Below are 13,764 nucleotides of genomic sequence, written 5' to 3'. Positions count from 1 at the left end.
CAACGCCCCTTCGCCGGACGGGACCGGTCACCCCGGGTCGGGACCCACGACCGAGACGAACGAGACACATCCGCCCGGCCGCCCGCCCAGGTTGTGGGTGAGGCCGAGACGCGGATCCGTCAGCTGGCGCTCGCCCGCTTCACCGCGGAACTGCAGCCAGCACTCGTACAGCATCCGCAGGCCGCTCGCCCCTACGGGATGACCGAAGGACTTCAGCCCGCCGTCGGGGTTCACGGGCAGCCGGCCGTCCAGCTCGAAGGCCCCGTCCAGGACGTCCTTCCACGCCTGGCCGCGCTCGGCGAACCCCAGGTCCTCCATCAGCACCACCTCGGTCGGGGTGAAGCAGTCGTGCACCTCGGCGAGCGATATCTGCGTGCCCGGGTCGGTGACGCCCGCCTGCCGGTAGGCGTCGGCGGCGGCGTGGACCACCTCCGGGAAGGTGGTGTAGTCGTAGCCGGGGTCCATGGCTCCCCTGACGGCCCCCGCGACCAGGGACAGACCCTTCACGTACATCGGCCGGTCCGTGTAGCGCAGGGCGTCCTCGGCCCGGACGATCAGGGCGCAGGCGGCGCCGTCGGAGACCCCGGAGCAGTCGAAGACCCCGAGCCGTCCGGCCACCAGCGGGGCCCGCTCGATCGTCTCCTTGGCGACCACGGAGCGGAACTGGGCCTTGGGGTTGCGGGCGCCGTTGGCGTGGTTCTTCCACGCGACGTGCGTCATCGCCTCCCGCATCGCGGCCGGATCCACCCCGTACCGTGCGCAGTACGCCGGATCGAGCAGGGAGAAGGCGGCCGGCGCGGTCAGTGACAGCTCGGGCGCCGTGCCGTCGCCCGGCGGGTCGGAGCGCAGCAGCCCGGAGAAGCCGGAGTCCTTCAGCTTCTCCACGCCGACGGCCATCACCCGGTCGTAGGCCCCGGAGGCGACCGCGTAGCAGGCGTTGCGGAAGGCCTCGGATCCGGTGGCGCAGTAGTTCTCGACCCGGGTGACGGGCTTGTGGTCCAGGGCCAGCGGGCGGCTGAGCGTGAGGCCGGACTGTCCGGAGCCGAGGGTGCCCAGCCAGTAGGCGTCCACGTCATCGGCCGCCAGGGCCGGGGTCCCCGCGAAGCACTCCTGGGTCGCGTCGACGAGGAGGTCGTCCGCCGAACGCTCCCAGTGCTCGCCGAAGGAGGTGCACCCCATGCCGACCACCGCGACCCTGTCGCGGATCCCGTTGCTGCTCATGCCGTGCCCTCCCGCTCACTCGTGTCCGCCGCGACGGAGGCCGTCGTACCTGCCTTCGTACCGGCTGTCGTACGGGTCGTCGTGCGGGCCTTCCAGAAGTAGTTGTGCACGCCGCCCGCGGTGTGCAGCCGCCGGAAGACCGGCTCGACCCGTACACCCACGTCGAGTTCGTCGGCCACCGTGTCGGCGATCTCCAGCGTGCAACGCCCGCCGCCGTCGAAGTCGACCACCGCGTCGATCAGCGGGGGCGAGGGCGAGTGGGCGAGCCGGTCGACGGTGTACGTCGCCACCGTGCCGGTCGCCCCGGCCAGCGGCACGGCCGCCATCGCGTCCACCGCGCCACAGTCCTTGCACACCCGGGCGGGCGGCAGGTGGACGAAGCCGCAGTTCTCACAGCGGCTGCCGGTGAACCCGAACTTCCACCCCTCCCCGCGTGCCGACGGCGGTCCTGCCGGCCGATCCGGTTCGGGCCTGCGCGGCGGCTCCCGCTCCAGCCACCCGCGCCAGGTCAGATACGTCGGGTACGGAACGGGGCGGCCCTCGGCGAGTTGCCGGGCGAGGGGGTCGTGCTGCCTGGCCGAGGGGAGGCGGTCGGTGGTCCGCAGCAGGAGGGCGTCGCAGCCGTCAGCGGCGGAGAGCAGCAGGATCGTCTCGTCGACGCCCGCGCGGTCGAGGACGTCGGCCAGGGCGAGCCCGGCGTCGGCCGCTCCGGAATACCCGAGGGGTGAGCCGCTCGCCGACAGGCGGGCGGGGAAGACCTTGGGGGCGCGCTTGCGGACGGCCGCGTTCGGCGAGACGAGCAGCACATGGTCGGGCTGCCCGGTGCCGGCGGCTTTCAGAGCGCGCTGTGCGGTGTCCTCGATCAGCGGCAGGTAGCGTTCCAGGCCGAACCGTTCCTCCCAGTGCTCGCCGGACGGGCTCCCCGGGGTGCGCCAGCGGTCGAGGAACTCGGCGGTGGCCGAGGTGTGGGCGAGGATCTCGGCGACCGCCGCGTCCGCCGCGCCGAAGAGGAAGGCCGCCGCGCCGTCTCCCCCGTCCCGCTCGTCGGCCGAGCCGGGGCGCCCGGTGCGGACGTCGGACAGTACGGCGAGACCGCCGTCGAGCCCGGCGGCGCGCAGCGCGGCGATCCCGGAGCGCGCGGAGCCCGCCAGGTCCGCCGCGAAGGTGTCGCGCGGCAGGCCGAGTGCGGCATGGAGGGCGCAGGCGTTGGTCTTGTCGAGGTAGGCGGGAGAGGTGGTCGCGAAGTACAGCGACGCCGGTGCGGGCGGGGCGGGCCGCAGACGGCGGGCGGCTTCGACGCCCATCGTGGTGCTGTCCTCGTCGAAGGAGGCGGCGACACGGGCACCGCGGCCCGCGCGGACACCGAGGGCGGTGCCCAGTTCGTCGCGCAGGACGCGGTGCCGGGGAAGGTAGGTGGCGTAGGAGACGATGCCGTAGGGCCTGCGGGGCAGGGTGGTCGTCATGGTGGTCACGCCGCCTCGAAGATCGCGGCCATGCCCTGGCCGCCGCCGATGCACATGGTCTCGAGGGCGTACCGGCCGCCGCGGCGCCGCAGTTCGTGCAGCATGGTGGCGAGGACGCGTACCCCGGTGGCGGCGATGGGGTGGCCGAGCGAGATGCCGGAGCCGTTGACGTTGAGCCGGTCGTCGTCCTCGTCGTACTTGAATCCCCACTCCTTCACGACGGCGAGCACCTGGCAGGCGAACGCCTCGTTCAGCTCGACGAGGTCGAGGTCGTCGAAGCCCAGCCCGGTCCGGGCGAACAGTTTGGCGACCGCCGGCACCGGGCCGATGCCCATGACCGAGGGCTCGCAGCCGGCGACCGCCCAGCCGCGCAGGAAACCCATGGGTTCCAGGCCGAGTTCGCCGAGCTTGTCCTCGGCGACCACGAGACAGGCCGCGGCGGCGTCGTTCTGCTGGCTGGAGTTGCCCGCGGTGACGGTGCCGCCGGGCGTCAACGGACGGAGTCCGGCGAGGATCTCTTCGGTGGTGCCGGGGCGGATGCCCTCGTCCCGGTGGCACGACAGGGGGTCACCGGGGCGCCGGCGAGGGAGGTCGACCTGCACGATCTCGTCGGCGAAGCGTCCGGCGTCCTGGGCTTCGGCGGCCCGACGGTGACTGCGGGCCGCGTACGCGTCGGCCTCCTCGCGGGTGATGGCGTAGCGCTCGGCGAGGTTCTCGGCCGTCTCGATCATTCCGCTGATCGGGCCGAACCGCTCCTGCGGCTGCGAGCGTTCCCGGCCCCGGTCGAGGCGGTCGTAGAGCTGTACGGAGCCGGAGCGGCTGCCCCAGCGGACGTCCGGGGAGTAGTGCTCGATGTTGCTCATGCTCTCCGCGCCTCCCGCCAGGACCACGTCGGCGGCGCCGGTCTGGACCGTCATCGCGGCGGTGACCACGGCCTGGAGTCCGCCGCCGCAGCGCCGGTCGAGCTGGAAGCCGGGCACCTCGACCGGCAGACCGGCCCGGAGGGCGGCCCAGCGGCCGATGCACGGGGCCTCGGAGTTGGCGTACGACTGGGCGAAGACGACATCGTCGATGCGGTGCGGGTCGACACCGGAGCGCTCGACCACGGCCTTGATGACGGTGGCGGCCAGGTCGTGCGCGGGTACGGGGCGCAGGGTGCCGCCGAAGGTGCCGACGGGGGTGCGCAGCGGTGTGACGATCGCGGCGCGGCGCAGGGCTGTCATGCCGGGGCTCCTTGCTCTTCGAGCGCGGCTTCGAGCGCCGCTCGGTGGTCGGGGTGGGCGATGGCGAGCATGCGTTCACGGCGTACGCTCAGCGGCTGTCCGCGCAGGTCGGCGACGCCGTACTCGGTGACGAAGAGTCCCGCGTCGCTGCGGGAGGTGCTGACCGGGCCGGACAGCCGGGCCACGATGCGGCTGGCGGTACCGGCGGTGGAGGGCAGGGCGACGACGGGCAGGCCGCCCGGTGACCGGGCGGCTCCGCGCAGGAAGTCGCCGGCGCCGCCGACCGCACCGACGTAACTCCCCCTGGCCAGCTCGGAGTTGACCTGGCCGGAGAGGTCCACCTCGATGGCCGAGTTGATGGCGACCAGCCGGTGCTGAGCGGCCAGCGTCCGCGGGTCGTGGGTGTAGGCGGTGTCGCGCAGCTGGATCGCGGGGTTGCGGTGGGCGTAGCGGAACAGCCGCCGGGTGCCCATCAGCAGGCCGCCGACCGAGCAGCCCCGGTCGAGCGTCTTGCGGGCGCCCGTCACCACTCCCCTCTCGATCAGGTCCATGGCCGCGTCGTTGATCAGGCCGGAGTGGATGCCCAGGTCACGGCGGTCCGTCAGCAGCCCGAGCACGGCCTCCGGAAGCCCGCCGACGCCGAACTGGAGCGTGACCCCGTCCTCCACCAGGCCGGCCACGCGGGCCGCCACCTGTGCGGTGACGGCGTCGGATGCGGCGGGCCGGACCTCGGCGGGCGGGCGGGACGTGTGGATCACGACGTCGAGGTCGGCGGCACCCAGCGTGCGGGAGCCACAGGTCTGCGGGACCTGGTCGTTGACCTCGGCGATCACCACCCGCGCGGTGTGCAGGGCCGCGCTCAGGTAGTCGTCGGCCAGCCCCGGGCTGTGGCGGCCGAGCTCGTCCGCCGGAGGGAGCTGGAGAAGCACCACGTCGGCGCGGACGGAGCCCGTGGTGAGCAGACCGGGGAGGCTGGAATAGGGGGCGGGGAGCACGTCCAGCTTCCCCGCCCGGTGCAGGGCCCGGTTGCCGCCGCTGCCGGTGTAGGAGACGAAGGAGATCATGTCCGCGTGGTCCGGCCGCACGGTGTCGGTGGCCGGGATCCCGAGGAAGCATCTGAAGGGCCCGATCCCGGCGCGCTGACGCATCAGCCGCTCGGTCAGGGTGCGCGGCTCGGCGCACGCCTGGCCCCAGGCGACGGTGTCGCCCGCCCGGACGTAGCGGGACAGGTCGAGTTCGTCGGGTGCGATGACGTCCATGTGCCGGCCCGTCAGCTGCCGGCGTCTTCGCGCCAGCGGTCCGCCGAGGGGTCGAGCAGCCTGGACAGGTGTCCGTCGGGGAGCCACACCAGGGCTTCCAGTTCGAGCGCGTCCAGGTGTCTGACCCGCCCGGTGCGCCGGTCCTCCAGCCGGAGCCGGGGACCGTTGGCGGTGGTGTCCACGCTCACCGCGACCTCGGCGAACTCGCTGCCCACGATCTCGTTCCCGTTCATCGGTGCCGCCCTCAGATCAGGAAGGACAGGGTGGGCAGCGCACGGTCGTGGTCGACCAGGACGACCTTCTTGTACGCCAGCCGCAGTTGCCCGTCGACGAGACGCAGCCGGTACGTGGTGCGCCCGGCCCAGATCTCCTTGCCGCGCTCGCGGGACTCGACCAGCACGAAGTTGGCGCCGACGGTCAGGTCTCCGGGCTCCCGGCCCGGACCGCCGGCGTCGTCGTCGAGGATCTCCACGTTGGAGACGATCCGGCGCAGGTGGGAGGGCGGTGACTGGGCGTACCGCTTGCCGGTCCTGAGCTGCCCCAACCGGGTGGCGATACGACTGCGGTTGTCGCTGATCACCGACATCTGCTGGACGGGATCACCGTCCGGGGCGCCCGCGGGCACCCAGTAGAGGGCGTCGTCGGTCCACAGCGCCTCCCACGCGTCGTAGTCGTGCTCGTCCGCGTAACGGGCCTCGCGGTACAGGAACTGCTCCACCTGGCGCAGGTCGAGGGCGGTGTCGTCGGTGGTGGCCGGTGCTGTCACTTCTCCGCCTCCATCAGGTTCCGGTAGTGCGACCAGAAGCCCCGCATGCCCGTCTCGTCGGTCGCGGTGCCGATTCGGAAGCCGTTGTCGTCGGTGCGTTCGCGGTCCACTCCGCGCCGGATGTCGACCCATTCCGGCTCGCGCAGGGCGACGCCGCGCTGGTTGCGTTCGTACATCTCGGTGTCGTCGGCGAGCAGCATCCCGGCCGGCCCGGCCGAGCCGACGCACTGCGACACCATGCGACGGTTGAGTTCGGGGGCGCCCTTGAGCTGGATGGCGGTGGCGTGCTGGACGCACTCGCCGGCCGTGAGCGGCTGGATGACGAAGAGCTGGATCTCGGCGATGAAGAGGTTGGGGAAGATCATCACGTGCGGGGACCCCTCCACGAGGATCTTCTCGGCGGCGGGGCCGTGGAGTTCCCTCATGCGTGCCACGTACTGGGGCACCCGGTCCTCGGTGGTGCCGAACCAGCGCATCGGCTCGCCGAAGCGGCGGAACTCCGGGCGCAGGTCGTTCTCGCTGTGGCCGCCACCCAGGTCGCGGGTCACGGCCGTGGAGTTGTCGCTGTACAGGGCGCCGATCGGGCTGCCGGTGACGCTGAAGATGGAGCCGTGCACGAACTGCGGGTGGTAGCCGTCCGTCTCGTTCTCCGCGAGGAGCTTCCAGTTGGCGCGCGTGCGGTGCTTGAGCCAGCCGGCGGTGAGTTCGACCTCGCCCTCCGGGGAGAGCCGTGCGAGACGGTCCAGTTCTCCGGCGGCGGCGCCGAGGTGTTCGGTGAGCGTCGGGCCGTCGGATGCGAAGCTGCCGAAGACGAAGCCCTGGTGGGAGGCGACCCTGGGGAGGCGGCCGAGGCCGAGGGCGAGCTTGCCCTTGCCGCCGTAGCCCTTGTTGTAGGGGTAGCCCAGCAGGTCGCCGTTGTTGCGGTAGGTCCAGCCGTGGTAGGGGCAGCGGAAGGAGTTGGAGTTGCCGCTGGGCGCGTCGCACACCAGGTTGGCGCGGTGGGCGCAGCGGTTGAGCAGCAGGTGCACCTCGCCGTCGCGGTCCCGGGTCATGATGACGTCCTGCGGACCGATGTTCTTGCGTACGTAGTCGCCCGGTTGGGGGACCTCGCTGACATGCCCGACGTAGACCCAGGTGCGGTACCAGATGCGCTCCAGTTCCTCGGCGAAGATCTCCGGATCGGTGTAGAGCGATCCGTGCACCCTGGTCGGCTGGATCAGCCGTGCGTACTTGTCCGTCTGCTCGTGTGCCGTCTCCGGCAGCGTGGCCGTCATGCTTCGCCATCCTCGATTCGCTTCTGGGCGTACTGCGCCAGCCGGAACTTCTGCACCTTGCCGGTGGGTGTGGTGGGCAGTTCGGCGGCGTCCAGGAACAGCACGTGCTTGGGGACCTTGAACCGCGCGAGCCGCCGCTTGCACAGCGCGACGACATCCGCGGCGGAGAGGTCCGCGCCGGGAGCACGGACCACGCAGGCGCAGCCGGCGTCGCCCCATCGTTCGTCGGGCACGCCCACCAGGTAGACCTGGCTGATCGCGGGGTGGGCGGTGAGCAGGTCCTCGATCTCCTTGGGCATGACCAGTTCGCCGCCGCTCTTGTACAACTCCTTTGTGCGGCCGGTGACTTCGAGGTAGCCGTCGTCCCGGACCCGGCCCAGGTCGCCGGAGTGCACCCAGCCGTCGCGCAGGGCCTTCGCGGTCTCCTCGGGTTTCTTCCAGAAGCCCCGCATGTGCGTCGGGCCCCGGGAGACCAGTTCGCCCTCGGCTCCGGGAGGTAGGTCCTCGCCGGTGAGCGGGTCGATCGCCTTGTACGTGGCGAGCGTGCCGTCGGGCAGTCCGGCCGGGCCGGCCAGCTTGGGTCTGCCGACGGAGCCGGCGTGCCGCGCCAGCGGATCATCGGGAAGGGTGAGCGTCATCGCTCCGCCGCACTCGGTCATGCCGTATCCCGTGGTGATCTCCTCCACGCCGAGTTCCGCACGCACCCGCTTCCAGAGCCAGACCGGGGCCGGGGCGGCGCCGGACAGCAGCGCGGTGAGCGAGGAGAGGTCGTGGTCCACGCGTGCGGGGTGTTCCAGCAGGGCCACGGTCATCGTGGGCACGCAGAGGATGTCGGTGGCGCGGTGCCGCTGGATCCCGGCGAGGTATGCGACCGGGTCGAAGGCGGTCTGCGGGACGATCGCGCCGCCGACCGTCATCGCGGCGAGCATCCCCTCGACGTAGCCGAACATGTGGTAGCAGGGCAGCGAGAACAGGATCCTCCTGCCGTCCTGGAACGCCCTGGTCAGGGCCGAGGCGTAGGCGGTCCGCAGCACGGAGTCATGGGTGACGAGGACACCCTTGGGCGAGCCGGTGGTGCCGGAGGTGTAGAGCAGGTCCCCGATCTCGTCCGGCCGGGCCGCTCCGGCGGGGCACTCCCCTCGGTGGCGGTCGCCGAAGTCCGCGAGCGAGGCCACGGTCGGCACGCCGTCGCGCGGCTCGGTGCCCTCGGTGGGCAGCAGGACGACCTGCCGCAGGTGCGGCAGCGCGGGCGCCGCGCCGGTGTCCCAGCCGGGTGCGACGGCGTCGAGCATGCTCTGGTAGTCGAGGTCGCCGAACGCGGTCATGGAGATCAGGACGGAGCACTCGGACTGGGCCAGGACGTAGGCCAGTTCCTCCTGCCGGTAGAGGTAGTTGAACGGGATCGCCACGGCACCGGTCCGGGCGACGGCGAACTTCAGCGGGGCGAACTCCAGGAAGTTCGCCATCAGCAGCCCCACCCGGTCGCCGGGGCGCACACCGAACGCGGCAAGACCGTCCGCGAGGCGGGCGGCCCACTCGGCCGTCTCGGCATAGCCGATGGTCCGCTCGTCCGTGATGACGAAGGGGCGGTCTCCGTACCGCGCGGCGCAGTGGTCGAGCCAGTCGTCGAGGGTGCGTGGGGTCCAGCGCGGGAACCGGGCACTCAGGTGCTCGCGGCGCCGCTCGATTTCCGAGGTCACGAAACACCTCCTTTTTCTAATTGACGTTAGATTAAATGACGAGGACAGAGATAGGCAACCACCGGTTCACGGGACTCACCGGTTCACGGGACTCACCCCAGTCGGCGCAGGATCCCCGCGGCGGCGGCCTCACGGAGCTTGAACTTGCGCACCTTGCCGGCCGGGGTGACCGGCATCTCGTGCGCGACGTACCAGTACTGCGGGACCTTGTACTTCGCCAGGCGGCCGCGGCAGTGCTCGACCAGGGCCTCGTGCAGGCCGTCGTGCACCTGTCCTCGAAGACGTACGACCGCTGCCACGGCCTCGCCCCACCTCTCGTCCGGCAGGGCCACCACGGCGGCCTCCAGCACGGCCTCGTGTCCCAGCAGGCAGGTCTCTATCTCGGCCGGCGCGATGTTCTCGCCACCGCGGATGATCAGGTCCTTCAGCCGTCCGGTGATGGTGATCACCCCGCGCGCGTCCATGGCGCCGAGATCACCGGTGTGCAGCCAGCCCTCGGGGTCTACCGTGCGCGCGGTCGCCTCCGGATCGTGCAGGTACCCGATCATCTGCTGGTAGCCGCGGGCGCAGATCTCACCCGGCGTGCCGAGCGGCTGCACCTGGCCGGTCACCGGGTCGGCGATCTTGCACTCCACCTGCGGCAGCGGCCGCCCCACGGTGTCCCTGACGTCCGTGTCGTCGTCCGTGACCCGCGTGGCGGTCAGGGTGGGGCCCAGTTCCGTCTGGCCGTACAGGTTGTGCACGCGGGCGCCGAACAGTTCCCGGGTCGCCTCGATCAGGGGTGCGGGCACATTGGCGCCGCCCACGAGGACCTTGCGCAGGGCGGGGGCCGGACCACCCGTCTCCCGGGCGGTCTCGTTCAGGGCGGACAGCATGGCGGGCACGCAGAACAGGACGGAGGCCCGCTCCTCGCGCATCACCTCCAGTACGGGGCCGGGCCGGAACTGCTCGACCAGTACGAGGCAGCCTCCCAGCCACAGGGTGCCGAGGGTGGCGACCACGCACCCGGCCGTGTGGAACATCGGCAACGGGCTGACGTGCACCGCTCCCGGCTCGGCCTGAACCGTCTCCAGGTTCAGTCGCGCGACGTTGACCAGAGACCGATGGGTCAGCAGCACGCCCTTGGGCAGGCCGGTGGTGCCCGAGGTGTACTGGAGCATCACCGGTGCACCGGGGTCCTGGACAGCCGCGTCCGGCGGATCCCGCGGCTCGGCGTTCCACCGGTCGTGTTCGGCGAGGGAGACCACGTGCCGCAGCCCGGGGCACCGGGGCCGGACGGCCGCGGCGACGGCCGCGAGGTCGTAGTCGCGGCTCACGTCCGCGTGCAGCAGCGCGACGGCTCCGGAGTGGTTGAGGGCATGGACGAGTTCCTCGGGCCGCAGTACGGGGTTGAGGGCGACCAGGGTGACTCCCGCCAGCGCGGCGCCGTACTGGACGATCGGCCACTCGACGACGTTCGGCGCCCACAGGGCGACGAACTCCCCCGGCTCGGCCAGCCTCAGCAGGGCGGCGGCCACCCGCCGGGCCTCGGTGTACAGCTGCCGGTAGGTCAGCCGGCGTTCCGCACCACCGCCGTGCGCGACACCGGCCAGGGCCGTGGCGTCGGCGTGGGTCACGGCCCGCTCCGCCAGCAGGGAGCCGACGGTGTGGTCGAGCAGGGGCACACTCTCGTCCCTGGGCCACAGTGAGGACACCAGTGGTTCTGTCATGGTCAGCATCCCTTGAACTCGGGGCGGCGCCGTTCGTGGAAAGCGGCGACGCCTTCGGCGAAGTCCGCCGAGTCGAAGAGCCGGACCTGGTGCTCGACCTCGTGGTCGAGTGCCGCGCGCGGATCGCCCCCGGCGCGGACGCCGAGCATCGCCCGCAGAGCGGAGAGCGCGAGGGGCGGGCCCTCGGCGATGCGTTCGGCGTCGGCGAGCGCCCGGTCCAACGCGGCCCCCGGCTCGGTCAGTACGTCGGCCAGACCGAGGGTGAGCGCTTCCGGGCCCTGGACCGGGCGGGGCAGCAGGAGCAGCTGCCGGGCGGCGGCCGGACCGGTCCTGGCCGGCAGGGACACGGTGATCCCCATGTCACCGGCGAGGCCGACGCCGGTGAACGCCGTGCTGAACGACGCGTCGGTCGCGGCGACCACCCGGTCGCAGGCCAGCGCGAGCGCCGCCCCCGCGCCGTACGCGAAACCCTCGACGGCCGCCACCACCGGTGTGGGCCCGTCCCAGATGGCCCGGATCACCCGCTGGGCCGCCTCGGCCCTGGGACGGGTCTCCTCGGGGCTCTGCCGACGCATCGTGGAGATGTCCCCGCCCGAACAGAAGGTGCCACCGCCGCCGGTCAGCACGATCGCCCGTACGGTGTCGTCGGCCATCGCGGACTCCAGCATCTCCGCGAGCACCACCCGCAGCGCGAGGTCGATCGCGTTGCGCTTCCTGGGCCTGTTCAGGGTCAGTACCCGGACGGCGCCGTGGTCCTCGGCCAGCACGATGTCCTCGCCGCTGTGGTCAGTCATGGCGTCTCATCCCCTGTCACCGTCCCGTGAAGACCGGGGGCCTGCGCTCGATGACCGCCGCCAGCCCCTCCCTGGAATCCGCCGTGCCCGACAGTTCGGCGACCGTACGGGCCTCTTCGGCCAGTCGCTCCTCGACGCCGGCGCCCACCCCGCCCCACACCAGCCGCTTGGTCGCCGCCAGCGCCAGGGGCGCGCCCGCGGCGAGGCCGCCGGCGAACGCGAGGGCCTCGTCGAGCAGCCGGTCGTCCGGCACGACCCGGGTGAGCAGCCCCGCGTCCAGCGCCTCGGCGGCGGTCAGGGTGGGGTTGGTCAGCAGGATCTCCATGGCCTTGCGCAGACCCACGAGCCGGGTCAACGTCACCGAGACTCCGGCGTCCGGGGCCATTCCGACCCGGACCGCGCCCGACATGAACCGCGCCGACTCCGCGGCGATGACGAAGTCCGCCGCGCACACCAGCCCGAAGCCACCGCCTCCGGCCGCGAAACCGTGCACCGCGGCGACGACCGGGGCACGCAGCTGGAGCAGCGCGGAGGTGGTGATCTGCAGCCAGGAGGTGGCCTCCCGCAGGTACTTGGGGAGTTTCTCCCCCTGGCCGGCGAAGGTGTGGACATCGCCGCCCGCGCAGAAGTTGCGGCCCTCTCCGGTGATCAGCACCACGCGCGCCCCGTCCTCGGCGTGGCAGCGCATGACGGCCGCGTGCAGTGCGCGCAGGAAGGGCACGTCCATGCCGTTGGACGCCTCCGGACGGTTGAGCCGCAGCCGTGCCACTCCGTCCGTGTCCAGGTCCAGGAGCACCGGCCCGGAATCGATCAGTTTGTCCGTCATCTCACTCGCCTCTCGCCGTGAAGGCCTCGATTCCGGCACCGGCCGCCGCCCCGCCCAGGTGGTCGAGCACCGCGGCCCGCTCCAGGGCGAGGCCGTCCGCCAGCGGCAGCCGCAGCCCCTCGTACACCAGGCGTTTCGCGGTGCCGAGCGCCCGGGGGTCCATGCCGCCGAGCCGTTCGGCGAACGCGGCGACCGCCTCCTCGAACCCCTCGTCCGGCAGGCACCGGTACGCCAGCCCCCAGGCCACGGCCTCCGTGCCCGACAGGCGGTCCCCGGTGAGGATGTGGGCCAGGGCCCGCTGACGGCCCACGAGGCGGGGCAGCCGCTGGGTGCCGCCGCCGCCCGGCACCTGGCCGAAGTTGGCATGCGTGTCGGAGATCCGGGCGTCCTCGCGCACCAGAGCGATGTCGCAGGACTGCATCAGTTCGAAGCCGCCGGCCATGGCGTATCCCTCGACGACGGCCACCACGGGGACCGGCAGGGTCGCGATGAGGGCGCAGGCCCGGCCGAAGTTGTCGAACAGCGGCGTCATCGCCCCCGGTCCGCCGGCCCGCAGCCGCTGCAGCTCCTTGAAGTCGCCGCCGGCGCAGAAGTTGCCTCCCGCGCCACGGATCAGGACGACCCGTGCCGCTGACGCCACCTCCGTCAGGGCGCGCTCCAGCTGTGCGCCGAGTTCGACCGTGATCGCGTTCATCACCTCGGGGCGATCGAGCAGGACGTGGCCGACCGCACCCTCCACGCGCGTACGCACCACCTGGGTGACCTGGGTACTCACATCGACCGCCCGCCCCCCACCTCGAGAACCGCGCCGGTCGTGTAGCTGGACAGCTCGCTCGCGAGAAAGAGGACGGCCCCGGCGACCTCCTCGGGCCGTCCCGCCCGCCTCATGGGCACGTCGGCCTCGCGGGCCGCGAAGACGTCCGGCGGCATCGCCTCGGTCATGGCGGTGCGGATCAGGCCGGGCTGCACCGCGTTGACCCGCACTCCGTGGTGGGCGAGTTCCTTGGCCGCCGCCTTCGTCATGCCGACGATCCCCGCCTTGGCCGCGCTGTAGTTGGTCTGGCCGGGGTTGCCGGACTTCCCGGACAGCGAGGAGATGTTCACGATCGAGCCGCTTCTGGCCTCGCGCATCACCGCCGCGGCCGCCCGGACGCCGAGCCAGGTCCCCCTGAGGTGCACGCCGATCACGGCGTCGAAGTCCTCCGCGGTCATCTTCCTCAGCGAGGCGTCACGGGTGATCCCCGCGTTGTTCACCAGTACGTCCAACGCGCCGAACCGCTCGACGGCCCGCCCCACCATGTTCTCGACCGCCGTCTCGTCCGTGACGTCACAGCCGAGAGCCAGTACGGAAGCCGGGTCGTCACCGCCGATGTCGGCTGCGGCCCGCTCCGCGCGTCCGGCGTCCACGTCGGCCACGGTCACCCGTGCGCCGTGCTCGTGCAGCAGCCGCGCTATTGCCAGGCCGATCCCCTGGCCGGCGCCCGTGACGATCGCGGACCGGCCCGCTATCAGCCCACCCATCCGCCCGC

At 72.3% G+C, this 13,764-nt stretch carries 13 protein-coding genes; all 13 read right to left on the bottom strand.

Going from position 1 to position 13,764, the window contains the following annotated elements:
* Positions 1 to 27: 27 nt before the first annotated feature.
* Positions 28 to 1,221, bottom strand: a complete 1,194-nt coding sequence (locus ACFYZ8_RS25735) for an acetyl-CoA acetyltransferase (protein WP_388535877.1) — start codon at positions 1,219 to 1,221, stop codon at positions 28 to 30.
* A complete protein-coding gene (locus tag ACFYZ8_RS25730; RefSeq protein WP_388535880.1) occupies positions 1,218 to 2,684 on the bottom strand; it encodes an OB-fold domain-containing protein in 1,467 nt (488 codons plus the stop codon). The genes ACFYZ8_RS25735 and ACFYZ8_RS25730 overlap by 4 nt, the downstream gene beginning before the upstream one ends.
* Before the next feature lie 5 nt (positions 2,685 to 2,689).
* Complete coding sequence (locus ACFYZ8_RS25725; RefSeq protein ID WP_388535882.1) at positions 2,690 to 3,907, bottom strand: acetyl-CoA C-acetyltransferase; 1,218 nt, start codon at positions 3,905 to 3,907, stop codon at positions 2,690 to 2,692.
* A complete protein-coding gene (locus tag ACFYZ8_RS25720; RefSeq protein ID WP_388535885.1) occupies positions 3,904 to 5,166 on the bottom strand; it encodes an acetyl-CoA hydrolase/transferase family protein in 1,263 nt (420 codons plus the stop codon). Before ACFYZ8_RS25720 ends, ACFYZ8_RS25725 begins: the two co-directional genes overlap by 4 nt.
* A gap of 11 nt (positions 5,167 to 5,177) precedes the next feature.
* The gene (locus ACFYZ8_RS25715; RefSeq protein WP_177262142.1) at positions 5,178 to 5,399 is read right to left on the bottom strand and encodes a hypothetical protein; all 222 of its coding nucleotides are present in this window, start codon (positions 5,397 to 5,399) and stop codon (positions 5,178 to 5,180) included.
* An 11-nt stretch (positions 5,400 to 5,410) separates the two neighbouring features.
* Positions 5,411 to 5,932, bottom strand: a complete 522-nt coding sequence (locus tag ACFYZ8_RS25710; RefSeq protein ID WP_388535889.1) for an aromatic-ring-hydroxylating dioxygenase subunit beta — start codon at positions 5,930 to 5,932, stop codon at positions 5,411 to 5,413.
* Complete coding sequence (locus tag ACFYZ8_RS25705; protein ID WP_388535891.1) at positions 5,929 to 7,206, bottom strand: Rieske 2Fe-2S domain-containing protein; 1,278 nt, start codon at positions 7,204 to 7,206, stop codon at positions 5,929 to 5,931. The genes ACFYZ8_RS25710 and ACFYZ8_RS25705 overlap by 4 nt, the downstream gene beginning before the upstream one ends.
* Positions 7,203 to 8,906: a class I adenylate-forming enzyme family protein gene (locus tag ACFYZ8_RS25700; protein ID WP_388535894.1), complete on the bottom strand. Its 1,704-nt coding sequence runs from the start codon at positions 8,904 to 8,906 to the stop codon at positions 7,203 to 7,205. The genes ACFYZ8_RS25705 and ACFYZ8_RS25700 overlap by 4 nt, the downstream gene beginning before the upstream one ends.
* Positions 8,907 to 8,998: 92 nt before the next feature.
* Entirely contained in the window at positions 8,999 to 10,615 is a 1,617-nt protein-coding gene (locus tag ACFYZ8_RS25695; protein WP_388535897.1) for a class I adenylate-forming enzyme family protein, read from the bottom strand.
* Between the two features lie 2 nt (positions 10,616 to 10,617).
* Positions 10,618 to 11,409, bottom strand: a complete 792-nt coding sequence (locus tag ACFYZ8_RS25690) for an enoyl-CoA hydratase/isomerase family protein (protein ID WP_388535899.1) — start codon at positions 11,407 to 11,409, stop codon at positions 10,618 to 10,620.
* Between the two features lie 16 nt (positions 11,410 to 11,425).
* Positions 11,426 to 12,235, bottom strand: coding sequence for an enoyl-CoA hydratase/isomerase family protein (locus ACFYZ8_RS25685; protein ID WP_388535902.1), 810 nt, complete (start codon positions 12,233 to 12,235; stop codon positions 11,426 to 11,428).
* 1 nt (position 12,236) lies between these two features.
* Positions 12,237 to 13,010: an enoyl-CoA hydratase/isomerase family protein gene (locus ACFYZ8_RS25680; protein WP_388535904.1), complete on the bottom strand. Its 774-nt coding sequence runs from the start codon at positions 13,008 to 13,010 to the stop codon at positions 12,237 to 12,239.
* A complete protein-coding gene (gene fabG, locus ACFYZ8_RS25675) occupies positions 13,007 to 13,756 on the bottom strand; it encodes a 3-oxoacyl-ACP reductase FabG (RefSeq protein WP_388535906.1) in 750 nt (249 codons plus the stop codon). The genes ACFYZ8_RS25680 and fabG overlap by 4 nt, the downstream gene beginning before the upstream one ends.
* Positions 13,757 to 13,764: the final 8 nt, after the last annotated feature.

The sequence above is a fragment of the Streptomyces sp. NPDC001668 genome (genome assembly GCF_042893155.1).
Lineage (GTDB): Bacteria > Actinomycetota > Actinomycetes > Streptomycetales > Streptomycetaceae > Streptomyces.
The sequence above is the reverse complement of the archived record's forward strand: the minus strand, read 5'-3'. Positions and strand labels throughout refer to the sequence as shown.

What these genes read in the sequence shown, in the direction of transcription:
- ACFYZ8_RS25735 (WP_388535877.1), bottom strand. Translation starts at nt 1,221, where the DNA reads ATGAGCAGCAACGGGATCCGCGACAGGGTCGCGGTGGTCGGCATGGGG.
- ACFYZ8_RS25730 (WP_388535880.1), bottom strand. Translation starts at nt 2,684, where the DNA reads ATGACGACCACCCTGCCCCGCAGGCCCTACGGCATCGTCTCCTACGCC.
- ACFYZ8_RS25725 (WP_388535882.1), bottom strand. Translation starts at nt 3,907, where the DNA reads ATGACAGCCCTGCGCCGCGCCGCGATCGTCACACCGCTGCGCACCCCC.
- ACFYZ8_RS25720 (WP_388535885.1), bottom strand. Translation starts at nt 5,166, where the DNA reads ATGGACGTCATCGCACCCGACGAACTCGACCTGTCCCGCTACGTCCGG.
- ACFYZ8_RS25715 (WP_177262142.1), bottom strand. Translation starts at nt 5,399, where the DNA reads ATGAACGGGAACGAGATCGTGGGCAGCGAGTTCGCCGAGGTCGCGGTG.
- ACFYZ8_RS25705 (WP_388535891.1), bottom strand. Translation starts at nt 7,206, where the DNA reads ATGACGGCCACGCTGCCGGAGACGGCACACGAGCAGACGGACAAGTAC.
- ACFYZ8_RS25695 (WP_388535897.1), bottom strand. Translation starts at nt 10,615, where the DNA reads ATGACAGAACCACTGGTGTCCTCACTGTGGCCCAGGGACGAGAGTGTG.
- ACFYZ8_RS25690 (WP_388535899.1), bottom strand. Translation starts at nt 11,409, where the DNA reads ATGACTGACCACAGCGGCGAGGACATCGTGCTGGCCGAGGACCACGGC.
- ACFYZ8_RS25685 (WP_388535902.1), bottom strand. Translation starts at nt 12,235, where the DNA reads ATGACGGACAAACTGATCGATTCCGGGCCGGTGCTCCTGGACCTGGAC.
- fabG (WP_388535906.1), bottom strand. Translation starts at nt 13,756, where the DNA reads ATGGGTGGGCTGATAGCGGGCCGGTCCGCGATCGTCACGGGCGCCGGC.